The following is a 20,148-nucleotide window of genomic DNA, read 5'->3' on the forward strand; positions in this document are numbered from 1 at the left end:
GCAAATCAGCCGGTCGGGGAGTATTATGGCGGGCCACGTTCCACAGGCAGGCCAGCGGCCGGAGAGTAGCACCATCATGCGTGTATTGGGTATCGAATCAAGCTGTGACGAGACCGGCGTCGCCATCTATGACACCGAGCAGGGGCTGCTGGGACAGGCCCTGTTCAGCCAGGTGGATATGCACGCCCAGTTCGGCGGGGTGGTGCCAGAGCTGGCCAGCCGCGACCATGTGCAGCGGGTGTTGCCACTGATCAAACAGGTGTTGGCGGAGGCGGATACCGCCGCGGAGCAGCTGGATGGCGTGGCTTACACCGCAGGCCCCGGCCTGGCGGGGGCCTTGTTGGTGGGGGCCGGGGTCGCCCGTTCTCTTGCTTTTGGCTGGGGTATTCCTGCGGTGGAGGTCCATCACATGGAAGGGCACCTGCTGGCGCCTCTGCTGGAAGACCATGCGCCGCAGTTCCCCTTTGTGGCCTTGTTGGTCAGTGGTGGCCATACCCTGCTGCTGGATGCCAGCAGCCTGGGGGATTACGCGATTCTGGGCGAATCCGTGGACGATGCAGCGGGCGAAGCTTTCGACAAGGCCGCCAAAATGATGGGGCTGGGGTATCCCGGAGGCCCGCGCATTGCCAAGCTGGCCGAAAAGGGCACGCCCGGGCGCTTCCGGTTTCCGCGTCCCATGACCGACCGGCCCGGGCTGGACATGAGCTTTTCCGGCCTGAAAACCTTTACCCTGAATACCATCAACGATCTGGGCGGCAAGGACGCGCTTTCCGAGCAGGACCGCGCCGATATTGCCCTGGCCTTCGAAGATGCCGCCGTGGATACCCTGATCATCAAATGCCGTCGCGCCATGGAGCAGACCGGCTACAAGCAGCTGGTCATGGCCGGCGGCGTGAGCGCCAACCGTTCCCTGCGGGCCCGGTTGGGGGAGCAGATGAAAAAGCGCGGGGTAGAACTGTTCTACCCGGCACCGCAATATTGCACCGACAACGGCGCGATGATCGCCTTTGCCGGAGCGCTGCGGCTGCAGGCGGGGGAGTCTGCGGAGTTGCCCATCAAGGTAAGGGCAAGGTGGCCGTTGACGGAGCTGGCGGCGCTGTAAACCCAGTTGAAAGTTTAAAGTTCAAAGTTTAAACGCGGATCAGGCTGTCCTGCTTTGCCATACTCTGCCCGCAATTAACGGTAATGTCGTGGGCACGGCCTGCCCAAACCCGAGGCGCCTTGACGCGCTTTTCAACTTTGAACTTTCAACTTTAAACTGCGCTCAGTTCTTCTTCTTGAACCCCAACTCTTCCCCGCGCAGGATTTTTTGCAGGTTGCTGCGGTGGCGGAGGATCATGGCGATGGACATCACCAGAATCGGCCAGAAGGCCGGGTTGAGCCAGGCGAAGATGCAGGCCGGGGCGACCACGAAGGCGCTCAGGGAGGCGATGGAGGAAATCCGGTTGAGGGCGAAGACCGCCAGCCAGGTGCCCCCAGCGACCAGGCCGCTGGGCCAGTGCAGCGCAAACAGCAGGCCAAAGGCAGTGGCCACGCCCTTGCCGCCTTCAAAGCGGAAGAATATCGGGTAGAGATGGCCGAGGAAGGCACTGGTGCCGGCCAGGGCAGCAATCAGCGGCCCCAGGTTCAGGGCGTTGGCAATCAGTACCGGGATGACGCCCTTCAGCACGTCACCCAGCAGAGTCAGGGCGGCAGCGGGTTTGCCGCCGATACGCAGCACATTGGTGGCACCGGGGTTGTTGGAGCCCTGGGTGCGCGGATCGGGATAACCGAACAGTCGGCACACCAGAATGGCGCTGGAAATGGAGCCCATCAGATAGCCGGCCACGCACAAAGGCAACAGCCAGACCCACACGTCCTGTAATGTCCCTGCTTCCACCGGCTATAATCTCCCTTCATATCGCTGGGGCGGCCCCGAGGTCGGCCTTATTGTACACAGGGCGACAGCGTTGCCCGCGTTGCAAGCGTAACATCTGATTACTACCAATGGGATGCTGCCCAAGGCCATCCCGTTCCGGCGCCGAGGGCGAGTATGGACATCGTTTATATCAATGATTTGAAAGTGGATACGGTGATTGGCATTTTTGACTGGGAGCGCCGTATTCGTCAGACCGTGAGTCTGGATCTGGAAATGGCGGCAGATATCCGCAAAGGGGCTGCCAGCGATCACATTGACGATGCCCTGGATTACAAGGCCATTGGCAAGCGGGTGATTGCCTTTATTGAAGGCAGCGAGTTTCAGCTGGTGGAAACCCTGGCGGAGAAAGTGGCCCAGCTGGTATTGAACGAGTTCGATGTGCCCTGGCTGAAGCTGCGTCTGAGCAAGCCCGGTGCCCTGCGTGGTTCCCGCGACGTGGGGGTGATCATCGAACGGGGTGAACGTCCCAATGGATAGTAGCGACACACAGGTTTATCTCAGTCTGGGCTCCAACATCGACCGTGAGCACAACATCCGTTCCGGTCTGGATGCGCTGGAAGCCGTGTTCGGCGAGCTGGAGATCAGCCCGGTGTACGAGAGTGAGGCGGTGGGTTTTGACGGGGATGCCTTTTACAACCTGGTGGTGGGCATTCGCACGGCCATGACGGTGGCCGAATTGACCACCTGCCTGAAAGACATGGAAAGGGATCATGGCCGTGTCCGTGGTGAGAAAAAGTTTTCCAGCCGGACGCTGGATATCGATATTCTCACTTACGGTGATGCGGTGGGCATCATTGACGGGGTGCAGTTGCCCCGGGATGAAATCTTCAAGCACGCCTTCGTACTCAAGCCACTGGTAGACCTGGCACCGCAAGGGGTGCATCCGGAAACCGGTGAGCGTTACCAGCAGATTCTCGAGCAGTCCAACTTCGATAAGCAGAAGTTGTGGGTGGTGGCGTTTCCGCGATAATTAGCTACGAGCTACGAGCTACGAGCTACAAGCTACAAGCTACAAGCTACAAGCTACGCTTGATTCGATAGAAGCACCGGGAAAAGTTCCTGGGTTTTGGCTTTTCTACGAAGCCGCTGTAGGAACGTAGCGCAGCGGAGTAACGCACGCAGTGCGGCCCGAAGGGGGAGCGAAGCGAATAACTTCCCTTCCAGGGGACGAACCGAGCGACAGCGAGGAACTGAGCTGCAGCTGGCACGGTCCTTAGTTAGCACCAGTAGGAGCCTGCCTGCAGGCGATCCGAGCCCAAGCGAGGTAAGGATTCCAGAAGCGGGTTTCGAGGCAAAGCCCCTTCTACTCATATCGCTTTTGATTTTCGCAACTGGGTACTCGAAACTCTTCTCTGGAATCCTTGCCTCGCCAGGGCTCGGATCGCTCAGGCAAGCTGAGCTCCTACGCGGGGTATAGCGAGGGTTTTACCGATGCAAAAAGGCCCGCCCGGTTTACCGAGCGGGCCTTTTTGCATCAGGCATCAGGCATCCCGAATCAATACCGCTGGGGCTGCATGCCGTCTTGGGCCCAGCGGAAGAAATCGTATTCCATTCTCGACAGGCCGCCGGGGTAGAGGTGGTTGATCCGTTGCAGGGTGGGGCGGCGGTCGGTTTTTTCCAGGTCCTGTAGCAACTGGCGCAGGGTGCTGCGGCCAACCGGTTTCGACATCAGAAACGCCGTGGTGCCCCAGGCCACCGTGTAGGGGATCGCATTGAGCTGGTGAGCCATCTTGCGCCAGGCCTGATCATCCAGGGAAAGGTACTGGCGCAGGGTGATCAACTGCTGATTGTCGATCCAGGTCTGGATGCGGGCCTCGGCATCGGGCAGTGCGGTGACGACAGCCTGCCCATTGGGGAGAACTTTCAGGGTTTGGAAATACTGTGCCAGCCCTTCGTGCAACCATACCGGTGACGCCGGAGAGAGCTGGAACAGCAGTACGTGGCTGGACTCGTGCAGGATGGTCTGGGCTACCCGCTCATCGCTGGCACTCCAGCGCCATACCGCCACTTCATTGCTGGCGGGCAGAAAAACACCGGCGTAATTCGGGTTCCCCTTGGCGCCGCGGGCTTCCATCCATTCCACAAAACGGTCCTGTTCCGAGAATAGATACAGGTTCACTTCGGCCGTACCACGAAGATCCAGCCCCAGGTCCCGGCGATAGCGTTCATAAATATGCTTGATGGCGGTCAGGGTTTGCTCATGGAGGCCATTGTCCAGGGTAAATTCCTGATGGCGGATCTCGATTTTCAACCCCTGCGTGCCGGGGGATTGCACCCTGGGCGTGATCTGCTCAGCCGGTGCTTCACCGGGAGGTCGGTCGCCAAAATGCAACTTGCCGTTGGCATCTCGCCACTGATAGATCTCGGCCTGGCAGGGCATAGCGGCGGCTGCGATCAGGCACAGCATGGCGAGCTGGCGGGCTAGTAGTTGTCGCAATGCTCGTCAATCCATTGTTGCGTTTTGACTTTGTCGGCTTCCGCTTCTTCGGGAAGGCTGTCACGCTGATTGCCTTGCTCGTCAACATAGACAAAGGGGCGGTTGAGGATTCGCATCCTTTCACGGGCCTGCTGACACAGTGGAGCCAGATGTTTGCGGCGGGCCTCTTCTTCGCGTCGGGCCTGTTCCTGTTGCTGTTCCTGACGAGCCTGCTCGCTCTCGCGCAGCCGTTGAAGACGTTGGTGAATCTGCTGGACGTTTTCATCCTGGCCAAGTTTGGCCGGGGCCTGGACATCCACGGTGTCATGTTGGGTATCCGGTGCCCGGTCACCGAACTGCCAGTTACCGTGCTCATCTTTCCAGCGATAGATTTCGGCACTGGCGATGAGTGGTGTCAGCACCACGCCCAGCAGCAGTATCAATGGAAACCCGCGCAATAGCATGCGCCCCCCTGTTTGTTCTTCCCTGTGTTGTTGTTTTGTGCCCCGGGCGGTGCCGGGGCCAAAGTGGTCGGATCAGCTGCCCTGCAATGCCAGTGAGCGTCCGCCGTCCACCGCCACAATCTGGCCGGTGACAAAGCCCGCGTCCCGGGCCAGCCATGCTACCGCGCCGGCAATATCCTCGGGCGTACCACAGCGTTTCAGAGCGGTGGCATCGGTGATGGCATCCTGGTTCATCTGCCCGCTTTCCGGCCACAGGATCGGTCCCGGCGACACCCCGTTGACGCGAATCTCCGGGCCCAGCTCCCGGGCCAGGCTTTTGGTCATCATGGCAAGGCCGGCTTTGGCCATGCAATAGAGGGTGTGCTGGGAGAGCGGTTTTTCCGCGTAAACGTCGACGATATTGATGATGCAGCCATTCTGTTTGCGCAGGGCCGGGGCAAGTTGCTGGCTGAGGATAAAGGGGGCGCGCATATTGCTGTGCACCAGCCGGGTCCAGTCATCGTCGCTGGCAGTGTCCACCGGGGTGGGGTAGAAGCTGGAGGCGTTATTGACCAACAGGTCCAGTCGACCAAAGGCTTCTTGGGCCTGGGCAGCCAGCTTGCGTACCGCGTCGGGATCATCCAGATCCGCCTGCAGCAGCCGGGTGCTGTCCGGGCGGGTTTCTTCCAATTCTGCGGCAAGGGCTTGCGCCTCCTGCTGGCTACCACGGTAGTGAATGATTACCCGCATGCCATTGGCATGCAGGGTGCGAACAATGGTGGCTCCAATACGGCGGGCACTGCCGGTGACCAGGGCTACAGGTTCCATGATTCCTTGTACTCCTTGAGGGCCTGAATGCGCGCCCGGGTAATGGCCTCACCCAGTTCCGGGCCGCTGAAACCTTGTTGTTGCAGGGCCTGCACATCCACCTTTTGGGCGGCCTCGGCGGAGCCCAGCAGATAACGGGCCTGGGGGTAATCCCGGTCTTCAAAACCGGTACGACCGCGGGCATCCGCCTCGCAGGCCCCCACAAAGGTGGCCAGCCGCTCCGGGCGGCGCAGCACATCCAGGCTTTTCAGCAGTTTCCAGACGGTGGCAGGTTTCAGCTCCAGGGCGCGATGACAGTGGGTATGGTATTCGCCCACCAGTGAAGCCAGCGTGGCGGTTTCTCGGGGCACCTTGAGTCGTTTGGAGACGGTCTGGCTCATGCGGCTGCTGCGAATCTCATGGGCAATATGCCGTGGCCATTCTTCCGGCGGTGTCTTGCCCTTGCCCAGGTCGTGGCAGAGTATCGCGTAGCGCCCATCCAGATTCAGGCCCATGCGGCTGGCCTGTTCCAGACACAGCCATTGGTGTACCAGGGTATCGATTTCCGGGTGGTGCTGTTCCGGTTGGGGGACACCGTCCAGTGCGGCCAGCTCCGGGAACAGTTTTTCCAGTGCACCACAGGCATGGAGTACCTGAAAGAACACTTGGGGATCTCTTTCCATCAGCGCGCGGCTGGTTTCCTTCCAAACCCGCTCCGGCACCAGATAATCCAGCTCACCGCTGTCACTCAGCTGACGCATCAGCGCCAGGGTGTCGTCAGCGACCCGGAAGCCCAGCCAGTGATAGCGGGCGGCAAAGCGGGCCACCCGCAATACCCGCAGGGGATCTTCGGCAAAGGCGGGGGACACGTGGCGCAGCAAGCGGGCCTTGAGATCCGCGCGGCCGTTGAACGGATCCACCACCGGGCCACCTTTCTCACGGGCCATGGCATTGATGGTCAGGTCACGGCGCACCAGATCATCTTCCAGGGTGACATCGCTGGCCGCATAAAAGGTAAAGCCGCCGTAGCCGTGGCCGGACTTGCGTTCGGTGCGCGCGAGGGCGTATTCCTCTTTGGTTTTCGGATGGAGAAAGACAGGGAAATCCTGCCCCACCGGCTGATAGCCCTGCGCCTGCATCTCGTCGGGGGTGGCGCCGACCACCACCCAGTCCTTTTCGGTGACGGGCAGTCCGAGCAGGTTATCCCGCACCGCACCGCCCACCAGATAAATTTTCATCTTGTGCGCCTTTGCATTCTTGAGCAGAATGTTCTCATGCTTTCTATCGTACTGAAACTCAACAGCCTTGTGATGGTCATCGATCGCTGTGCACGCAAATGGCGTGCGCAGGGACGGCGGCTGTGTGACTGATAGTTTCAGTTTAGCAAGAAGGCCGCAGTGTCCCCGACCTGCGGCCTTTTTTATGGGGCCGCTTCACGCAACAGGCTCCACGCAACAACGCGAATAATCGCAAACCGGAGCCTTGAGGCAGTGCCCGCGCCCATAAGTTTGAGCGCGGGCAGAGAGGCGGCAAATCAAAGGCAACGATGAGCGCGTTGATGCGTGTTGCGTGTAGCTTGAAGCGGAGAAAATCATGCCAACCCTGGCAGCGTATTTGATCGTGGTGGCGGTGTGGGCGACTACCCCGCTGGGGATTAAATGGAGTGGTGAGGCCATGGCGCCGCTGGCGGCGGCCGGTGTGCGTATGGGTATCGCTGCGCTGCTGGGTCTCATGTGGCTGCGATGGAAACGCCAGCCGTTGCCGCTGCATCGCCAGGCTCGGCTCAGCTATCTGGCAGCCCTGCCGGGAATCTTCGGGGCCATGGGTTGCAGCTATGTGGCGTCCACCTATCTGCCTTCCGGCCTTATCTCGGTGATCTTCGGCCTGGCGCCGTTGTTGTCCGGTCTGATGATGCAGTGCCTGCCCGGCAGTGTGCGCCTCAATAGCTGGCACTGGAGCGCCTGCGTCATGGGGCTGCTTGGCTTGATGCTGGTGTTTGATGACAGCCTGTCGGTGTTGGTTGCTGGTGGCGATATGGGTGATCGTGGCATTGGGGTGCTGTGGATGCTGACGGCGGTCACCCTGTTCTCCGGCAGTGGTATTGCCGTGCAGCGGGTCGGCGCCGGGCTCAAACCCATGCAGCAGACCGTGGGCGGATTATTACTGTCATTGCCCTGCTATGGGCTGGCCATTGTGCTGGCCGGGCAGTCGCTTACATGGAACGGTGATGTCCGCGGCCTGTCCGCGATCGTCTATCTGGCGGTGTTTGGTTCCCTGCTCGGGTTCTACAGCTACTTCCAGATTCTGGCGCGGCTGCCGGCGGCCACCGTGGCCCTGGTGACCCTGATCACGCCGGTGCTGGCACTGACCCTGGGCAGTCTTTTCAATGGGGAAAGGCTCGGGGGCATGGTGTTGGCGGGTGCCCTGTTGATTGTTGTGGCGCTGGGACTGTTCATGTTCGGCGATCATCAGGTGCGTCGTTCCCTGAAGGTGATTCCCAGGGGAGGGGCGGCCTGACGCCACTGGCGGAGATCCCCTGCCGGGGATTTCCGCCCTACATGACGGTGATGGGTTCCTGGGTTGGCGGCATGGAATAGCGGCTGATCACGCTGCCGTTTTCCACGCTTTCAAGATGCACATCGAACTGCCACAGACGATGCAGGTGGCGCAGTACCTCATTGGTGCTGTGCTCATCCAGCGGTCGTCCTGCGCTGCGCTGGTGGCGCAGGGTCAGGGCGCGGTCGCCATGAATGTTGGCGCTGACAATCTGGATGTTCGGTTCCTGAATACTCAGGTTGTATTGTTCGGCCAGGGACTCGCGCACCCGGCGGTAGCCCTGTTCGTTGTGAATGGCGCCCACTTCCACATAGTCATTGCGATCATCATCGCTGATCTGGAACAGCTTGAACTGGCGGATCATCTTGGGTGACAGGAACTGCTGGATAAAGCTTTCATCCTTGAAGCTCTGCATGGCGAACTTTACCGTTTCCAGCCAGTCACTGCCGGCGATTTCCGGGAACCATTCACGGTCCTCATCGTCCGGGTTTTCACAGATGCGGCGAATATCCTGGAACATGTTGAAGCCGATGGCATAGGGGTTCATGCCGTTGTAGAAGGAAGCATCGAAAGGTGGCTGATAGATCACCTGACTATGGCTCTGCAAAAATTCCAGCATGAAACCATCGGTGACTTTGCCCTCGTCATACAGCGCATTGATCAGGGTGTAGTGCCACAGGCAGGCCCAGCCTTCATTCATTACCTTGGTCTGGCGCTGGGGATAAAAATACTGGGCCATCTTGCGTACGATCCGGATAATCTCCCGCTGCCAGGGCTGCAGTAATGGGGCATTCTTCTCAAGAAAATAGAGCAGGTTTTCCTGTGGCTCTGCCGGAAAGGTGGCGGGGGCTTCCCGGGTCTTGATGGCCGGCTGCAACTCGGGGAAGGTGCGCCACAGTTCTGAGACCTGTTTCTGCAGGGCGTTTTCCCGTTCGCGCTGACGTTTGCGTTCCTCTACGGCAGAGATAGGCGACGGCCGCTTGTAGCGATCCACCCCGTAGTTCATCAGTGCATGGCAGGAATCCAGGGTTTCTTCCACGGCGGTGACGCCATGGCGCTGTTCGCATTCCGCAATATAGTTTCGGGCGAATACCAGATAGTCGATGATGGAGGAGGCGTCGGTCCAGGTCTGGAAAAGATAGTTGCCCTTGAAGAAGGAGTTGTGGCCATAGCAGGCGTGGGCGATCACCAGCGCCTGCATGGTGATGCTGTTCTCTTCCATCAAATAGGCAATGCAGGGATCGGAATTGATCACGATCTCATAGGCCAGTCCCATCTGTCCGCGCCGGTAGCGCCCTTCCACTTCCACAAACTGTTTGCCGAAGGACCAGTGGTTGTAACCCACCGGCATGCCGACGGATGAGTAGGCATCCATCATCTGTTCGGAGGAAATGACTTCGATCTGGTTGGGGTAGGTGTCCAGACCAAACTTGTTGTGGGCCAGGTCGGCAATGGCCTTGTCGTAATCGGCCAGCAGTTCAAAGTTCCAGTCTGAGCTTTCGGATAGATAGGCCATCAGCTTTCCATCCTCTTTTTGAATAGTTGGCGGAACACCGGATAAATTTCGCCGGGTTCATCAATTTGCGCCATGGAAAAAGCCGCAGGGTGGCGCTGCATAATGGTTTCATAATGATCCCACAGGGCCTGATGCGCGCGGGGCATCACTTCCACGTAGGAGAAATACTGCAGTTTGGGCAGCAGCTCATCTTCAATCAGCTTGGCACAAGCGGGAGAATCGTCATTCCAGTTGTCGCCGTCAGAGGCCTGGGCGGCATAGATGTTCCACTCATCCACCGGGTAGCGCTCGTTGATAATGTCCCGGGTGAGTTTCAGGGCACTGGAAACGATGGTGCCGCCGGTTTCCCGGGAGTAGAAGAACTCTTCCTCATTCACTTCCTTGGCGCTGGTGTGATGGCGGATAAACACCACTTCAATCTGGTCGTAATTGCGTTGCAGGAACAGATACAGCAGGAGGAAGAAGCGCTTGGCCAGATCCTTCATGTCCTGATTCATGGAGCCGGACACATCCATGATGCAGAACATCACCGCCCGGCTCACGGGGACCGGCTCCTTGACGTGATGGTTGAAGCGCAGATCCACGGTATCAATGTACGGGATGCGTTCCACCCGACGTTCCAGTTTCTGGATCTGTTCATCCAGCTCCTGCAGGCGCGCCTGGCGCTGGGGGGATTGTTCTTCTTCCAACAGGACATCGCGTTCGTGCTTGAGGTCGCGAATGCGTTTACGGGTAGCCGCAGTCAGTGCTCGCCGGCGCATGGAGGCCTGGCGCATGGAGCGGACAATATTGATCTTGGCAGGCATCCCCTGGCTGACAATGCCGCCGTGGCGTGTCTTGAAAACCTGGGCGCCTTCCAGGTGGCGCTTGACCAGATTGGGCAGCTCCAGATCCTCAAACAGAAAGTTGAGGAACTCCTGCTTGTCGATCTGAAAGGCGAACTCGTCCTGGCCTTCGCCGGAATCGCTGGCGTCACCGTCACCGGCGCCCTGGCCGCCACCGCCTTCCGGGCGCTTGAAGCGGTCGCCCTGATTAAACTCCTTGTTGCCCGGATGCACGATGCTGCGCTGCCCGCCCTGACCATGATGAAACACCGGCTCTGACAGATCTTTCTGGGGAATGCTGATCCGTTCGCCTTGTTCCATATCCTTGATGGAACGGCGATTGACTGCATCGTTGACGGCATCGCGAATGTGTTTCTTGTAGCGACGCAAAAACCGTTGCCGATTGACGGTGCTCTTGTGCTTGTCATTCAGACGACGGTCAATGATATAACTCATGGCTTCCTCCGGAAGCGGCAACACGCTTCACGCAACATGCAACAACGCGGGATCGGATAAAGTGGGTTTGGGCGTTCTCGCCGCGATTCGTGTGGGCGCGGAGAGAACAATACATAACGCTATACCCCTGATGCCGTGTTGTTGCGTGCAGCGTGTTGCATGCTGCGTCTCCTACTGTGCCTTTCTCACCCGCAGATACCATTCCGACAACAGCCGTACCTGTTTTTCGGTATAACCACGGGAGACCATGCGTTGCACAAAGTTGTTGTGCTTGCGCTGGTCGTCTTCGCTGCCCTTGGCGTTGAAGGAAATCACCGGGAGAAGATCTTCGGTGTTGGAGAACATCTTCTTTTCGATCACGTCCCGCAGCTTCTGGTAACTGAGCCAGCTGGGGTTCTTGCCGTGGTTGTTGGCCCGGGCGCGTAGCACAAAGTTGACCACTTCGTTGCGGAAGTCTTTCGGGTTGGAAATACCCGCCGGCTTCTCGATCTTTTCCAGGTCCTCATTGAGCGCTTGCCGATCGAAGATCTCGCCGGTATCCGGGTCGCGGAACTCCTGGTCCTGGATCCAGAAGTCGGCGTAGGTTACATACCGATCGAAAATGTTCTGCCCGTATTCGGAGTAGGATTCCAGGTAGGCGGTCTGGATTTCCTTGCCGATAAACTCCACGTAACGGGGCACCAGATATTCCTTGATGAACCGGCGGTATTGATCGGATTTTTCCTGTGGATATTGTTCCTGCTCAATACGCTGTTCCAGTACATGAATCAGGTGTACCGGGTTGGCGGCGACTTCGGTGTGGTCGTAGTTGAATACCTTGGAAAGAATCTTGAAGGCAAAGCGGGTGGAGAGCCCGTCCATGCCCTCGTCCACCCCTGCCATGTCCCGGTACTCCTGCATGGATTTGGCGTGGGGATCCACATCTTTCAGGTTCTCGCCATCGTAAACCCGCATCTTGGAATAAATGCTGGAATTCTCTGGCTCCTTCAAGCGGGTAAGAATGGAAAACTGGGCCAGCATGTGCAGGGTGTCTGGTGCGCATTGCGCTTCACGCAGGCTGGAATTTCTGAGCAGCTTGTCATAGATCTGTATTTCTTCGGTGACGCGCAGGCAGTAGGGCACCTTGACGATGTACACCCGGTCTATGAAGGCTTCGTTGTTCTTGTTATTGCGGAAGGTGTGCCACTCCGCTTCATTGGAGTGAGCCAGCACAATGCCGTCATAGGGGATGGCGCCAAGGTGTTCGGTGCCGTTGTAGTTGCCTTCCTGGGTGGCGGTGAGCAAGGGGTGCAATACCTTGATCGGCGCCTTGAACATTTCCACAAATTCCAGCAGCCCCTGGTTGGCCCGGCACAGACCACCGGAGTAGGCATAGGCATCCGGATCATCCTGGGCGAAGTCTTCCAGTTTGCGGATGTCCACCTTGCCCACCAGGGCAGAAATGTCCTGATTGTTTTCGTCGCCGGGTTCGGTCTTGGCAACGGCAACCTGATCCAGAATGGACGGGTAGCGTTTCACCACCCGGAACTGGCTGATGTCGCCGCCGAATTCGTTGAGCCGTTTCACCGCCCAGGGGGACATGATGGTGCGGATGTAACGGCGGGGGATGCCGTATTCCTCTTCCAGTATGGGGCCGTCTTCTTCCGGATCGAACAGGGAAAGTGGCGAGTCGTTAACCGGGGAGCCCTTGATCGCGTAGAAAGGGACTCGCTGCATCAGGGCTTTCAGTTTTTCTGCCAGGGAGGACTTGCCGCCGCCCACCGGGCCCAGCAGATAAAGAATCTGTTTCTTCTCTTCCAGTCCCTGAGCTGCATGCCGGAAATAACTGACGATGTTTTCAATGACTTCTTCGAGTCCGTAGAACTCATCGAAGGCGGGGTAGCGGCGGATCACCTTGTTGGAAAAAATGCGTGACAGACGTGGGTCTTGGGAGGTGTCGACCATTTCCGGTTCGCCAATGGCCATCAGCATACGCTCGGGTGCGGTGGCGTAGGCGCTTGGGTCGCGTTTGCACAGGTCCAGGTATTCCTCCAGCGACATTTCTTCCTGCTGGGTCGCTTCGAAGCGGTCCTGGTAGTGGCGGATAATGCTCATGCCGGCTTCCTCCTGCGGAACCAAAAATTGTCACAACACAACTACATTCAGGGTGTTTCCTTGTTGGTGAAAAAAACGTGTAAATGAATGGGAAAAGTGCGTTGGTGATACTGCCATTCAGTAGCACCGTACCGCTTTAGGATGTAACCAAACAACAGAACAAGTCAAAGGGAAGCGAAAACAAATTCGCCAAAAAAAGGATGAAGTGTAGGGATGCCGCGCCAGACGTTATCTTTGCGGATACATCCGGTGGCGGCGAAGTAAAATGACTTTCAGTGGGTTACGGGCAGTGGCACTGGAGTCGCACCAGATCATTCAGCCGCAGTGCTGTCAGGCTGCCACCCCATACGCATCCCGTATCCAGTGCTTCCACGCGGTCAACCCCGGTATGCCCTTCCAGGGCGGCCCAGTGGCCGAACAGCAGGCGGGTATCGGTGACCTGGCGCTCGGGGTGCAGGAACCACGGCATATAACCCTGGGGCGGGGCGTCGGCTTCGCCCTTGGTGGTCAGATCCAGAGCCCCGTCTGCGTCAACAAAGCGCATGCGGGTAAAGTGGTTGGTGATGACCCGCCAGCGGTCCGTGCCGGTCAGGCTGTCGTTCCAGCCTGCGGGTTGGTTGCCATACATGTGGGCAAAGAAGTCGCCACTGCGGTCATCCTTCAACACGGCTTCCACCTCACCGGCGCGGCTGCGTGCCTGATCCAGCGTCCACAGAGGCGGAATGCCGGCATGGGTCATGACGGCCTGATGTTCAGGGAGGTCGATCAGCAACGGGCATTGTTGCAGCCAGTCCAGTAACGCCGTGCGGTCCGGTGCCTCCAGGAGAGCGGCGAGGGTGTCCTTGCGTTTGCTACCGGTGGCGCCATGGGCCACCGCCAGCAAGTGCAGGTCATGATTGCCCAGCACGCAATGAACGTTATCGCGCAGTTCAAACACCCGCCGCAGGGTTCCCAGCGAATCTGGCCCCCGGTTGATCAGATCCCCGGCCAGAAACAGCCGGTCTTTATCCGGATTAAAGGCAATCTTGTCCAAGAGGCAGTCGAACGCGTCCAGACACCCCTGCAGATCCCCAATCGCGTAATCGCTCACGATACCGCTCCTGCTGGCACGGCCAGGCGTCGAGCATCAGGCATCAGTCGTCCACCGTCATCAATGCAACGCATGGGGTACCGCAAGGGTGAAAGTGGGAATGTCGGCTTCGAAGTGAATGCCATCTTCGCCGATCATCTGGTAACTGCCGCGCATGCTGCCGACTTCGGTTTCCAGAATGGCGCCGCTGGTGTATTCGAAATGCTGACCCGGGGCGATGTGCGGTTGTTCGCCGATCACGCCCTCGCCATGCACTTCCTGTACCCGCTCCTTGCCGTCAGTAATGACCCAATGGCGGGTGAGCAGGCGGGCACTGACGCTGCCCTCGTTGCGGATGGTGATGTGGTAGGCAAACACCCAGCGGTCACTGGCCGGATCGCTCTGATCGGCAAGGTATTCGGTGGCCACGGAGACCCGGATGTTGTGGCGTGGGTCGGGGGTGGTCATACGCTGGGATTCTCCTGCATTACGATGGGGTGTCGGTATTCGGGCGGCTGATATTGGCCAGGGCCACGTAGTCTGCCACGCTGAGCTGGTCCGGGCGTAATCCGGCATCGATGCCGGCCTGCTCGAACTGCGCCAGGGTGACAAAGGATTTTAAACTATTGCGGATCGCCTTGCGTCGCTGGGTGAAGGCCTGGGCCACCAGGCGGCGCAGGTGGTCTTCATCCTCCGCAGGGTGGGGCGGAGTAGCATGGGGAATCAGCCGAACCACGGCGGAATCCACCTTGGGCGGTGGGCTGAAGGCTCCCGGTGGGACGAAGAACAGGTAATCCGCCTGACAATGGTACTGCACCATGATCGACAGGCGCCCCCAGTCCCGGGTGCCGGGGCTGGCGGTGAGGCGGTCCACCACTTCTTTCTGCAGCATGAAGGTCATGTCGCTGATGGCCTCTGACTGCGATAGCAGGTGGAAAATCAGCGGGGTAGAGATGTTGTAGGGCAGGTTGCCGATCACCCGCAGGGGCTTGTCCGCCGGCTTGAGGGTGCGGAAATCGAACTTCAGCGCATCGGACTCATGAATGGTCAGCCGGTCCGGCGTGTTTTCCTCACGGAGCAGGGCAATCAGGTCCCGGTCCAGCTCTACCACGTGCAGATGGGGAATCTCTTCCAGCAGCGGGTAGGTGAGGGCGCCACGGCCCGGCCCGATTTCCACCAGGGTGTCCCCTTGCTGCAGGCCCAGGGTACGGATCATGCGGTCGACCAGGTTGCGATCGTGCAGGAAGTGCTGGCCAAAGCGTTTGCGGGTGCGATGTTCTGTCATGTCATGCGTCCTCAAGGGCGGCCAGGTTCAGTGCCAGCCGGGTGGCAGCCACCAGACTGCCGGCCTTCGCCATGCCGGTGCCGGCCAACTCAAAGGCGGTGCCGTGGTCCACGGAGGTGCGGATAAAGGGCAGCCCCAGGGTGATATTGATGGCCTCGCCAAAGCCGGCGCACTTGAGCACGGGTAGCCCCTGGTCATGGTACATGGCCAGCACCGCATCGTGCTTTTCCAGTAAATGGGGCTGAAAGGCGGTGTCGGCGGGGAGGGGGCCGGTGAGCTCAAAACCCTGGTCCCGTAACTGTTGCAGGGTGGGTATGATCACCTCCAGCTCTTCCCGGCCAAGATGGCCGCCTTCCCCGGCATGGGGATTGAGCCCCAGCACCATGATACGGGGCACCGAAATACGGTACTTGTCCACCAGGTCGTCACGCAGAATGGTCAGGGTGCGAATCAGGCTGTCCGGAGTAATGGCCGCCGGCACCTGGCTCAGCGGCAGGTGGGTGGTGGCCAGGGCGACGCGCAGATCCTTCGCGGTGAGCATCATCACTACCCGGTCCACGCCGGCCTGTTCGGCCAGAAACTCGGTATGCCCGGTAAAGGCCGGATAGCCGCCGTCGCAGAGGATGTTCTTGGCTACCGGTGCGGTGACCATGGCGGAAAAGGTGCCGTCCATGCAGCCTCGCGCGGCCCGGGTGAGCATCTCGATGGTGCCGGATGCGGTGGCCGGGTCCGGCTGTCCGGCGGTCACCGCTGCGCCGGCAGGGGTATGCCAGACGGAGACGAAATCGGAAGTCAGCGGGTCGCGAATGGCGGGCTCACCGGGTTGCCAGTCCCACAGGTGTGGCGTCATGCCGAGTAGCTTTGCTCGCTGCTCCAGCACCTGGCGGTCGCCAATGATTACCAGCGGTTTGCCGGGAAACAGCGCCGGCAACGCCAGCGCCAGGTCCGGGCCAATACCGGCAGGGTCACCACAGGTGATGGCGATGGGGGAGGGGGGCGTAGCAGGCATGCCTAGACGCTTGCCCTGGTCTCGGCACGGCGCAGTCTGGCACAGCCAGGCGTCAGGCATCCGGCGTCAGGCATCAGGCGTCTCACAGCCTCACATCCACATAGGATTCGCTGCGCTGTTCCTGCACCCAGATTTCCAGTTCTTCCTCGAAGCGGCGCTTCTGCAGGGCCTGGGTGGCCTGCATGCGACGGAATTCGTCGCTCATGTCCGCATCGCGAACAGCATCCACGCGCAGGAAATGCCAGCCGAACTGGGTTTCGAACACTGGTGACAGCTGGCCCTGGGGTGTGTTGAGCATCATTTCTTCGAATTCCGGCACCATCTCACCCTTGCTGACCCAGCCCAGCTCACCGCCGTTACGGGCGCTGCCGGGGTCGTCGGAGTATTCCGCAGCCACCCGGGGGAATTCCGCCTCGCCGTTGGCGATGCGGTCATGCAGGCGGTTGGCCTGAGCCAGGGCCTGCTCATTGCTGGTCAGGGCGTCGGTCTTGATCAGCACGTGCCTTACCTGATACTGGGTGACCACCTTTTCGGCGCCGCCACGGCGGTCAATCATCTTGAGCAGGTGGAAGCCGGCACCGGAACGGATGGGTGAGGAAATCTGGCCTTTGTCCAGGCTCATCGCGGCTTCAGAGAACAGGGTGGGCCACTGGGCGGCCGGGCGCCAGCCCAGGTCGCCGCCTTCCAGCGCCTTGGGACCATCGGAATTGGCCACGGCCAGCTGGGCGAAATCCTCGCCCTGCTGCAGACGATCCTGGATATCCTCCACTTTGCGGTTGGCTGCCTGAATGTCTTCCGGGGTGGCGCCAGAGGGTACCCGAACCAGGATATGGCCCAGGTGGAAGTCTTCCTCGAACATCTGTTTGCCCATTTCCGAGTTCAGGAAACGGTCCACTTCACGGTCCGTCACCCGGATACGGGATGCCACGCTGCGCTGCTGCAGGCGGGAGATGATCATGTCGCCACGAATCTGTTCGCGGAACTGGGGCCAGTTGTAGCCGTCCTGCTGCAGGGCGGCGGCAAATTCTTCCAGCGTCATGCCGTTCTGACGGGCGATACCGGCCAGCGCCTGGTTCAGGGTGGCTTCATCCACCTTGATGCCGGCACGGTCGGCCAGCTGCAGTTGCACGCGCTCCAGAATCATGCGGTCCAGCACCTGTTCGCGCATGATGGCCGGCGGCGGCAGGGGCTGGCCATTTTCCTGGAACTGCAGCGCGATGATATTGATGCGCTCATCCAGCTCGCTGGCCATGATGGCGCCATCGTTCACCACCGCCACAATCCGGTCCAGCATCTCCACCTTGGCCTGGCCCAACAACGGCAGGCACAGGGCGGCAATCATCAACAGTCCCCGCAGGGGACGTGCGCGTTGCGTGCTGCGTGAAGCGTGCAGCGTTCCGTTATTCATATTCTCTCCTGTATCCCGGGATGCTGCGTTCCAGCAGGGAGTCCACCTGCCCGCCAAAGCCACCCAGGCCAATCATCTGAATCTGGAGCCAGATAGTGCTGTCACCTTCCAGATCGCCGTCACCGTCTTCATCGGTGAGTTCGCGCTGGCTGAGCAGGCGCAGTTTCCAGCAGCAGTTGCGGTATTCGGCCCCTGCCATGGTTTCCAGTGTGCGTTGGTTATCCAGGTCGTACATCCAGCGACCGACCACGCGCCAGTGCCGGTGGACCGGCACAATGGCGCTGATCTCGGATTCCTGAATATCGTCGGCGGGGCGGTCGTGGTAACCCACGTTGAAGACCCGTCGCTCGCGGTCGTTGTAGCCGATCTGGAAATTGGAGCGCTCGCGCTCGTTTTCCTCAAGATCCCACTGTGCCTCTGTATAGAGGTACCAATCGCTGGCAAAGTTCCATCGGGCGTCGCCCACCAGCGGGGTCTGGTCATCGGTGGGGTCTTCCAGGGGATCGTCGGTCACTACTTTGCGATCGTCAAAGTAGAAGCCCTGGGCCACCCGCAGGCGCAGTTGTTCGCGGCCGGAGGCATCATGGAGGAAACGGCTGGTCAGGCCCAGTGCTATCTTCTCCTCGTCACCAATGCGGTCATAGCCGATAAAGCGGTTTTCCCGGAACAGGGCATTGTAGGAGAAGGTCAGTTCGCGGCTGTCGAAATTGGGCAGCCCGCTCTGGTCCTCATAGGCCACCTTGTTGAAGAACAGGCGCGGCTCCAGGGTTTGGGTGTAGCTGGTACCAAACCAGTTGCCGGGGCGCTCGAAGATCATGCCGGAGTCCACGCTGGCCCCCCAGGTGGTGAGCTCCGGGCGCTCTTCTTCGCCCATGGGCACGTCGTCCAGCTGGTAACGGGTGTGGTAGATGCGGCCACGGGGCTCCAGATAGCCCCAGGTGTTCTGCAGACGCAGGCTCAGGGCCGGCGCCATATGGCCACGCAGGCCGGTGGCCTTGCCGCTGTCATCGGTGCTGCTGCGGTCGAAGGCGGTCACATCCGACAGCCACAGCCCTTTCAGAGGGCCAAACAGTGTGGGGTCGCCGGTCAGCTGCAGCTGCGGCAAACGCCGATAGGGCAGGTCTTCATCCGCCAGGGTGGGGTCGATGGTCTGCCAGGACTGCATCCGCCCCAGTACCTGCCAGGTGCGGCCGTAGTAGCGGGCTTCGGCCAGGCGTGGAAGGTGGGTTTGCGAGCTGATTTCCAGCCCGGTATCCAGATCCTTGAAGTAAAAGTCATCCGACACGTAATTGAAGTCGGTCTCCAGGGTCCAGCGGCCCACGCTGCCGTTGTGGGTCCAGCGGGCGACTTCACGGTCTTCGTTGTCGAACTTGCGGTCGTTGAACAGGATGCCGTAGCTGATGTCGCCCTCACCGTACGGGGTGAGATAGCGGAACTCGGAATCGATGCCGCTGCCCCGGCCGTCGATATAACGGGGGGCCAGGGTGGCATCCATCTGCGGATGAATATTGATGTAGACCGGCTGGGAAATATCCAGCCCGTTGGCGTCACCAATGCTGATGGTAGGGAACAGCAGGCCGGTCTTGCGGCGATCATCAATGGGGAAGGTGATCCAGGGCAGCCAGAATACCGGCGTGCTCTTGACCTTGAGGACCACATTCTCCGCTTCGCCCCAGCCCTTGTCCCGATCCAGGGAAATGCGCTTGCCATGGAGGGACCAGCCATTGGAACCCGGCGCACAGGTGGTGTAGCTGCCGTTGGTAATGGTGGTGGTGTTGCCCTGAATGGTGATGTAGTCGGCGCTGCCCCGGGAGGCAATATCGAACAGGGAATAGCGTACCCCCTGCAGGGTGCCTTCCCGGCGGCGGGTCTGGCCGCTCATGTTATCGGCAATAAAGGTGGCCTGGTCGCTTTCCAGGCGCATGCCGCTCTCCAGCTCGTATTTGCCGGTAGACTGGTCCAGCCGGGCGCTGTCAGTGGTGATCCGGCGGCCGGGCTGTTCGATCAGCACATCGCCATCCAGCGAGATCAGGCCATTCTGGGTCAGGGTGGAATGGTCGGCGGTCACCACGGTGTCGCTACCCTCGACGGGCAGGCCCACACTGGGGTTGTAATACATGCCGCCGCACCAATCCGGCACAACGCGTTGCTGTACCGGCGGGAACGTGGCCATCTCTTCGCGGTCTACCCAGTTCAGGTCGTTATCCGCGGTGCTGGCCCCGGCCAATAACAGCAGGGCGGGTAGTAGAATTCGTTGTGTGGGCAGTGGCATCAGCTGCTCAGAACAGGTAAAAAGGCCGTTTTGCACCGCGCGGGCGTCCCGTGCGGTAAAAGCGGCAGTGTAATG

Annotated in this window: 18 protein-coding genes; 4 read left to right on the forward strand and 14 right to left on the reverse strand. The window is 59.9% G+C overall.

All coding sequences use genetic code 11. From position 1 onward, the window contains the following. Positions 1–76: 76 nt before the first annotated feature. Positions 77–1,102 carry a tRNA (adenosine(37)-N6)-threonylcarbamoyltransferase complex transferase subunit TsaD gene (tsaD, locus tag HF945_RS02935; protein WP_290525381.1) on the forward strand — a complete coding sequence of 342 codons (1,026 nt, stop codon included), beginning with the start codon at positions 77–79 and terminating at the stop codon, positions 1,100–1,102. Between the two features lie 162 nt (positions 1,103–1,264). Here the strand turns inward: tsaD and plsY are convergent, their stop codons facing one another. Then, positions 1,265–1,879: a glycerol-3-phosphate 1-O-acyltransferase PlsY gene (gene plsY / locus HF945_RS02940; RefSeq protein ID WP_290524267.1), complete on the reverse strand. Its 615-nt coding sequence runs from the start codon at positions 1,877–1,879 to the stop codon at positions 1,265–1,267. A gap of 153 nt (positions 1,880–2,032) precedes the next feature. Between plsY and folB the strand changes: the two genes are divergently transcribed. Both folB and folK read left to right on the forward strand, forming a co-directional pair. Continuing rightward, positions 2,033–2,395 carry a dihydroneopterin aldolase gene (gene folB / locus HF945_RS02945; protein WP_290524268.1) on the forward strand — a complete coding sequence of 121 codons (363 nt, stop codon included), beginning with the start codon at positions 2,033–2,035 and terminating at the stop codon, positions 2,393–2,395. Beyond that, a complete protein-coding gene (gene folK / locus HF945_RS02950) occupies positions 2,388–2,888 on the forward strand; it encodes a 2-amino-4-hydroxy-6-hydroxymethyldihydropteridine diphosphokinase (protein WP_290524269.1) in 501 nt (166 codons plus the stop codon). Before folB ends, folK begins: the two co-directional genes overlap by 8 nt. 525 nt (positions 2,889–3,413) lie before the next feature. Here folK and HF945_RS02955 read toward each other — a convergent pair. The 4 genes from HF945_RS02955 to HF945_RS02970 all read right to left on the reverse strand — a co-directional run bounded on the left by HF945_RS02955 (position 3,414) and on the right by HF945_RS02970 (position 6,822). Further along, positions 3,414–4,355 (reverse strand): DUF4124 domain-containing protein, encoded by a 942-nt coding sequence (locus tag HF945_RS02955; RefSeq protein ID WP_290524270.1) that lies wholly within the window; start codon positions 4,353–4,355, stop codon positions 3,414–3,416. Beyond that, on the reverse strand, positions 4,340–4,798 hold the full coding sequence (locus HF945_RS02960) for a DUF4124 domain-containing protein (protein ID WP_290524271.1): 459 nt from the start codon (positions 4,796–4,798) through the stop codon (positions 4,340–4,342). Before HF945_RS02960 ends, HF945_RS02955 begins: the two co-directional genes overlap by 16 nt. Positions 4,799–4,870: 72 nt before the next feature. Continuing rightward, positions 4,871–5,608 carry a pteridine reductase gene (locus HF945_RS02965; protein WP_290525382.1) on the reverse strand — a complete coding sequence of 246 codons (738 nt, stop codon included), beginning with the start codon at positions 5,606–5,608 and terminating at the stop codon, positions 4,871–4,873. After that, positions 5,593–6,822 (reverse strand): multifunctional CCA addition/repair protein, encoded by a 1,230-nt coding sequence (locus HF945_RS02970; RefSeq protein ID WP_290524272.1) that lies wholly within the window; start codon positions 6,820–6,822, stop codon positions 5,593–5,595. The genes HF945_RS02965 and HF945_RS02970 overlap by 16 nt, the downstream gene beginning before the upstream one ends. A 355-nt stretch (positions 6,823–7,177) precedes the next feature. Here HF945_RS02970 and HF945_RS02975 point away from each other — a divergent pair, with 355 nt between their 5' ends. Next, positions 7,178–8,101 carry an EamA family transporter gene (locus HF945_RS02975; RefSeq protein ID WP_290524273.1) on the forward strand — a complete coding sequence of 308 codons (924 nt, stop codon included), beginning with the start codon at positions 7,178–7,180 and terminating at the stop codon, positions 8,099–8,101. A 37-nt stretch (positions 8,102–8,138) separates the two neighbouring features. Here HF945_RS02975 and HF945_RS02980 read toward each other — a convergent pair whose 3' ends face one another. The 9 genes from HF945_RS02980 to HF945_RS03020 all read right to left on the reverse strand — a co-directional run bounded on the left by HF945_RS02980 (position 8,139) and on the right by HF945_RS03020 (position 20,073). Next, positions 8,139–9,656 carry a SpoVR family protein gene (locus tag HF945_RS02980; protein WP_290524274.1) on the reverse strand — a complete coding sequence of 506 codons (1,518 nt, stop codon included), beginning with the start codon at positions 9,654–9,656 and terminating at the stop codon, positions 8,139–8,141. After that, positions 9,656–10,936, reverse strand: coding sequence for a YeaH/YhbH family protein (locus tag HF945_RS02985; protein WP_290524275.1), 1,281 nt, complete (start codon positions 10,934–10,936; stop codon positions 9,656–9,658). The genes HF945_RS02980 and HF945_RS02985 overlap by 1 nt, the downstream gene beginning before the upstream one ends. Before the next feature lie 171 nt (positions 10,937–11,107). Further along, a complete protein-coding gene (locus tag HF945_RS02990) occupies positions 11,108–13,030 on the reverse strand; it encodes a PrkA family serine protein kinase (RefSeq protein WP_290524276.1) in 1,923 nt (640 codons plus the stop codon). A gap of 280 nt (positions 13,031–13,310) precedes the next feature. Beyond that, a complete protein-coding gene (locus tag HF945_RS02995; protein WP_290524277.1) occupies positions 13,311–14,120 on the reverse strand; it encodes a symmetrical bis(5'-nucleosyl)-tetraphosphatase in 810 nt (269 codons plus the stop codon). Positions 14,121–14,180: 60 nt separating this feature from the next. After that, positions 14,181–14,567 (reverse strand): Co2+/Mg2+ efflux protein ApaG, encoded by a 387-nt coding sequence (gene apaG, locus HF945_RS03000; protein WP_290524278.1) that lies wholly within the window; start codon positions 14,565–14,567, stop codon positions 14,181–14,183. A 19-nt stretch (positions 14,568–14,586) separates the two neighbouring features. Continuing rightward, positions 14,587–15,384 (reverse strand): 16S rRNA (adenine(1518)-N(6)/adenine(1519)-N(6))-dimethyltransferase RsmA, encoded by a 798-nt coding sequence (gene rsmA / locus HF945_RS03005; protein ID WP_290524279.1) that lies wholly within the window; start codon positions 15,382–15,384, stop codon positions 14,587–14,589. 1 nt (position 15,385) lies between these two features. Further along, positions 15,386–16,393 (reverse strand): 4-hydroxythreonine-4-phosphate dehydrogenase PdxA, encoded by a 1,008-nt coding sequence (pdxA, locus tag HF945_RS03010; protein ID WP_290525383.1) that lies wholly within the window; start codon positions 16,391–16,393, stop codon positions 15,386–15,388. A gap of 82 nt (positions 16,394–16,475) precedes the next feature. Continuing rightward, positions 16,476–17,801: a peptidylprolyl isomerase gene (locus HF945_RS03015; protein WP_290524280.1), complete on the reverse strand. Its 1,326-nt coding sequence runs from the start codon at positions 17,799–17,801 to the stop codon at positions 16,476–16,478. After that, positions 17,794–20,073 carry an LPS-assembly protein LptD gene (locus HF945_RS03020; RefSeq protein WP_290524281.1) on the reverse strand — a complete coding sequence of 760 codons (2,280 nt, stop codon included), beginning with the start codon at positions 20,071–20,073 and terminating at the stop codon, positions 17,794–17,796. Before HF945_RS03020 ends, HF945_RS03015 begins: the two co-directional genes overlap by 8 nt. Positions 20,074–20,148: the final 75 nt, after the last annotated feature.

Source organism: Alcanivorax sp. (genome assembly GCF_017794965.1).
In the GTDB taxonomy this organism is placed as follows: domain Bacteria; phylum Pseudomonadota; class Gammaproteobacteria; order Pseudomonadales; family Alcanivoracaceae; genus Alcanivorax.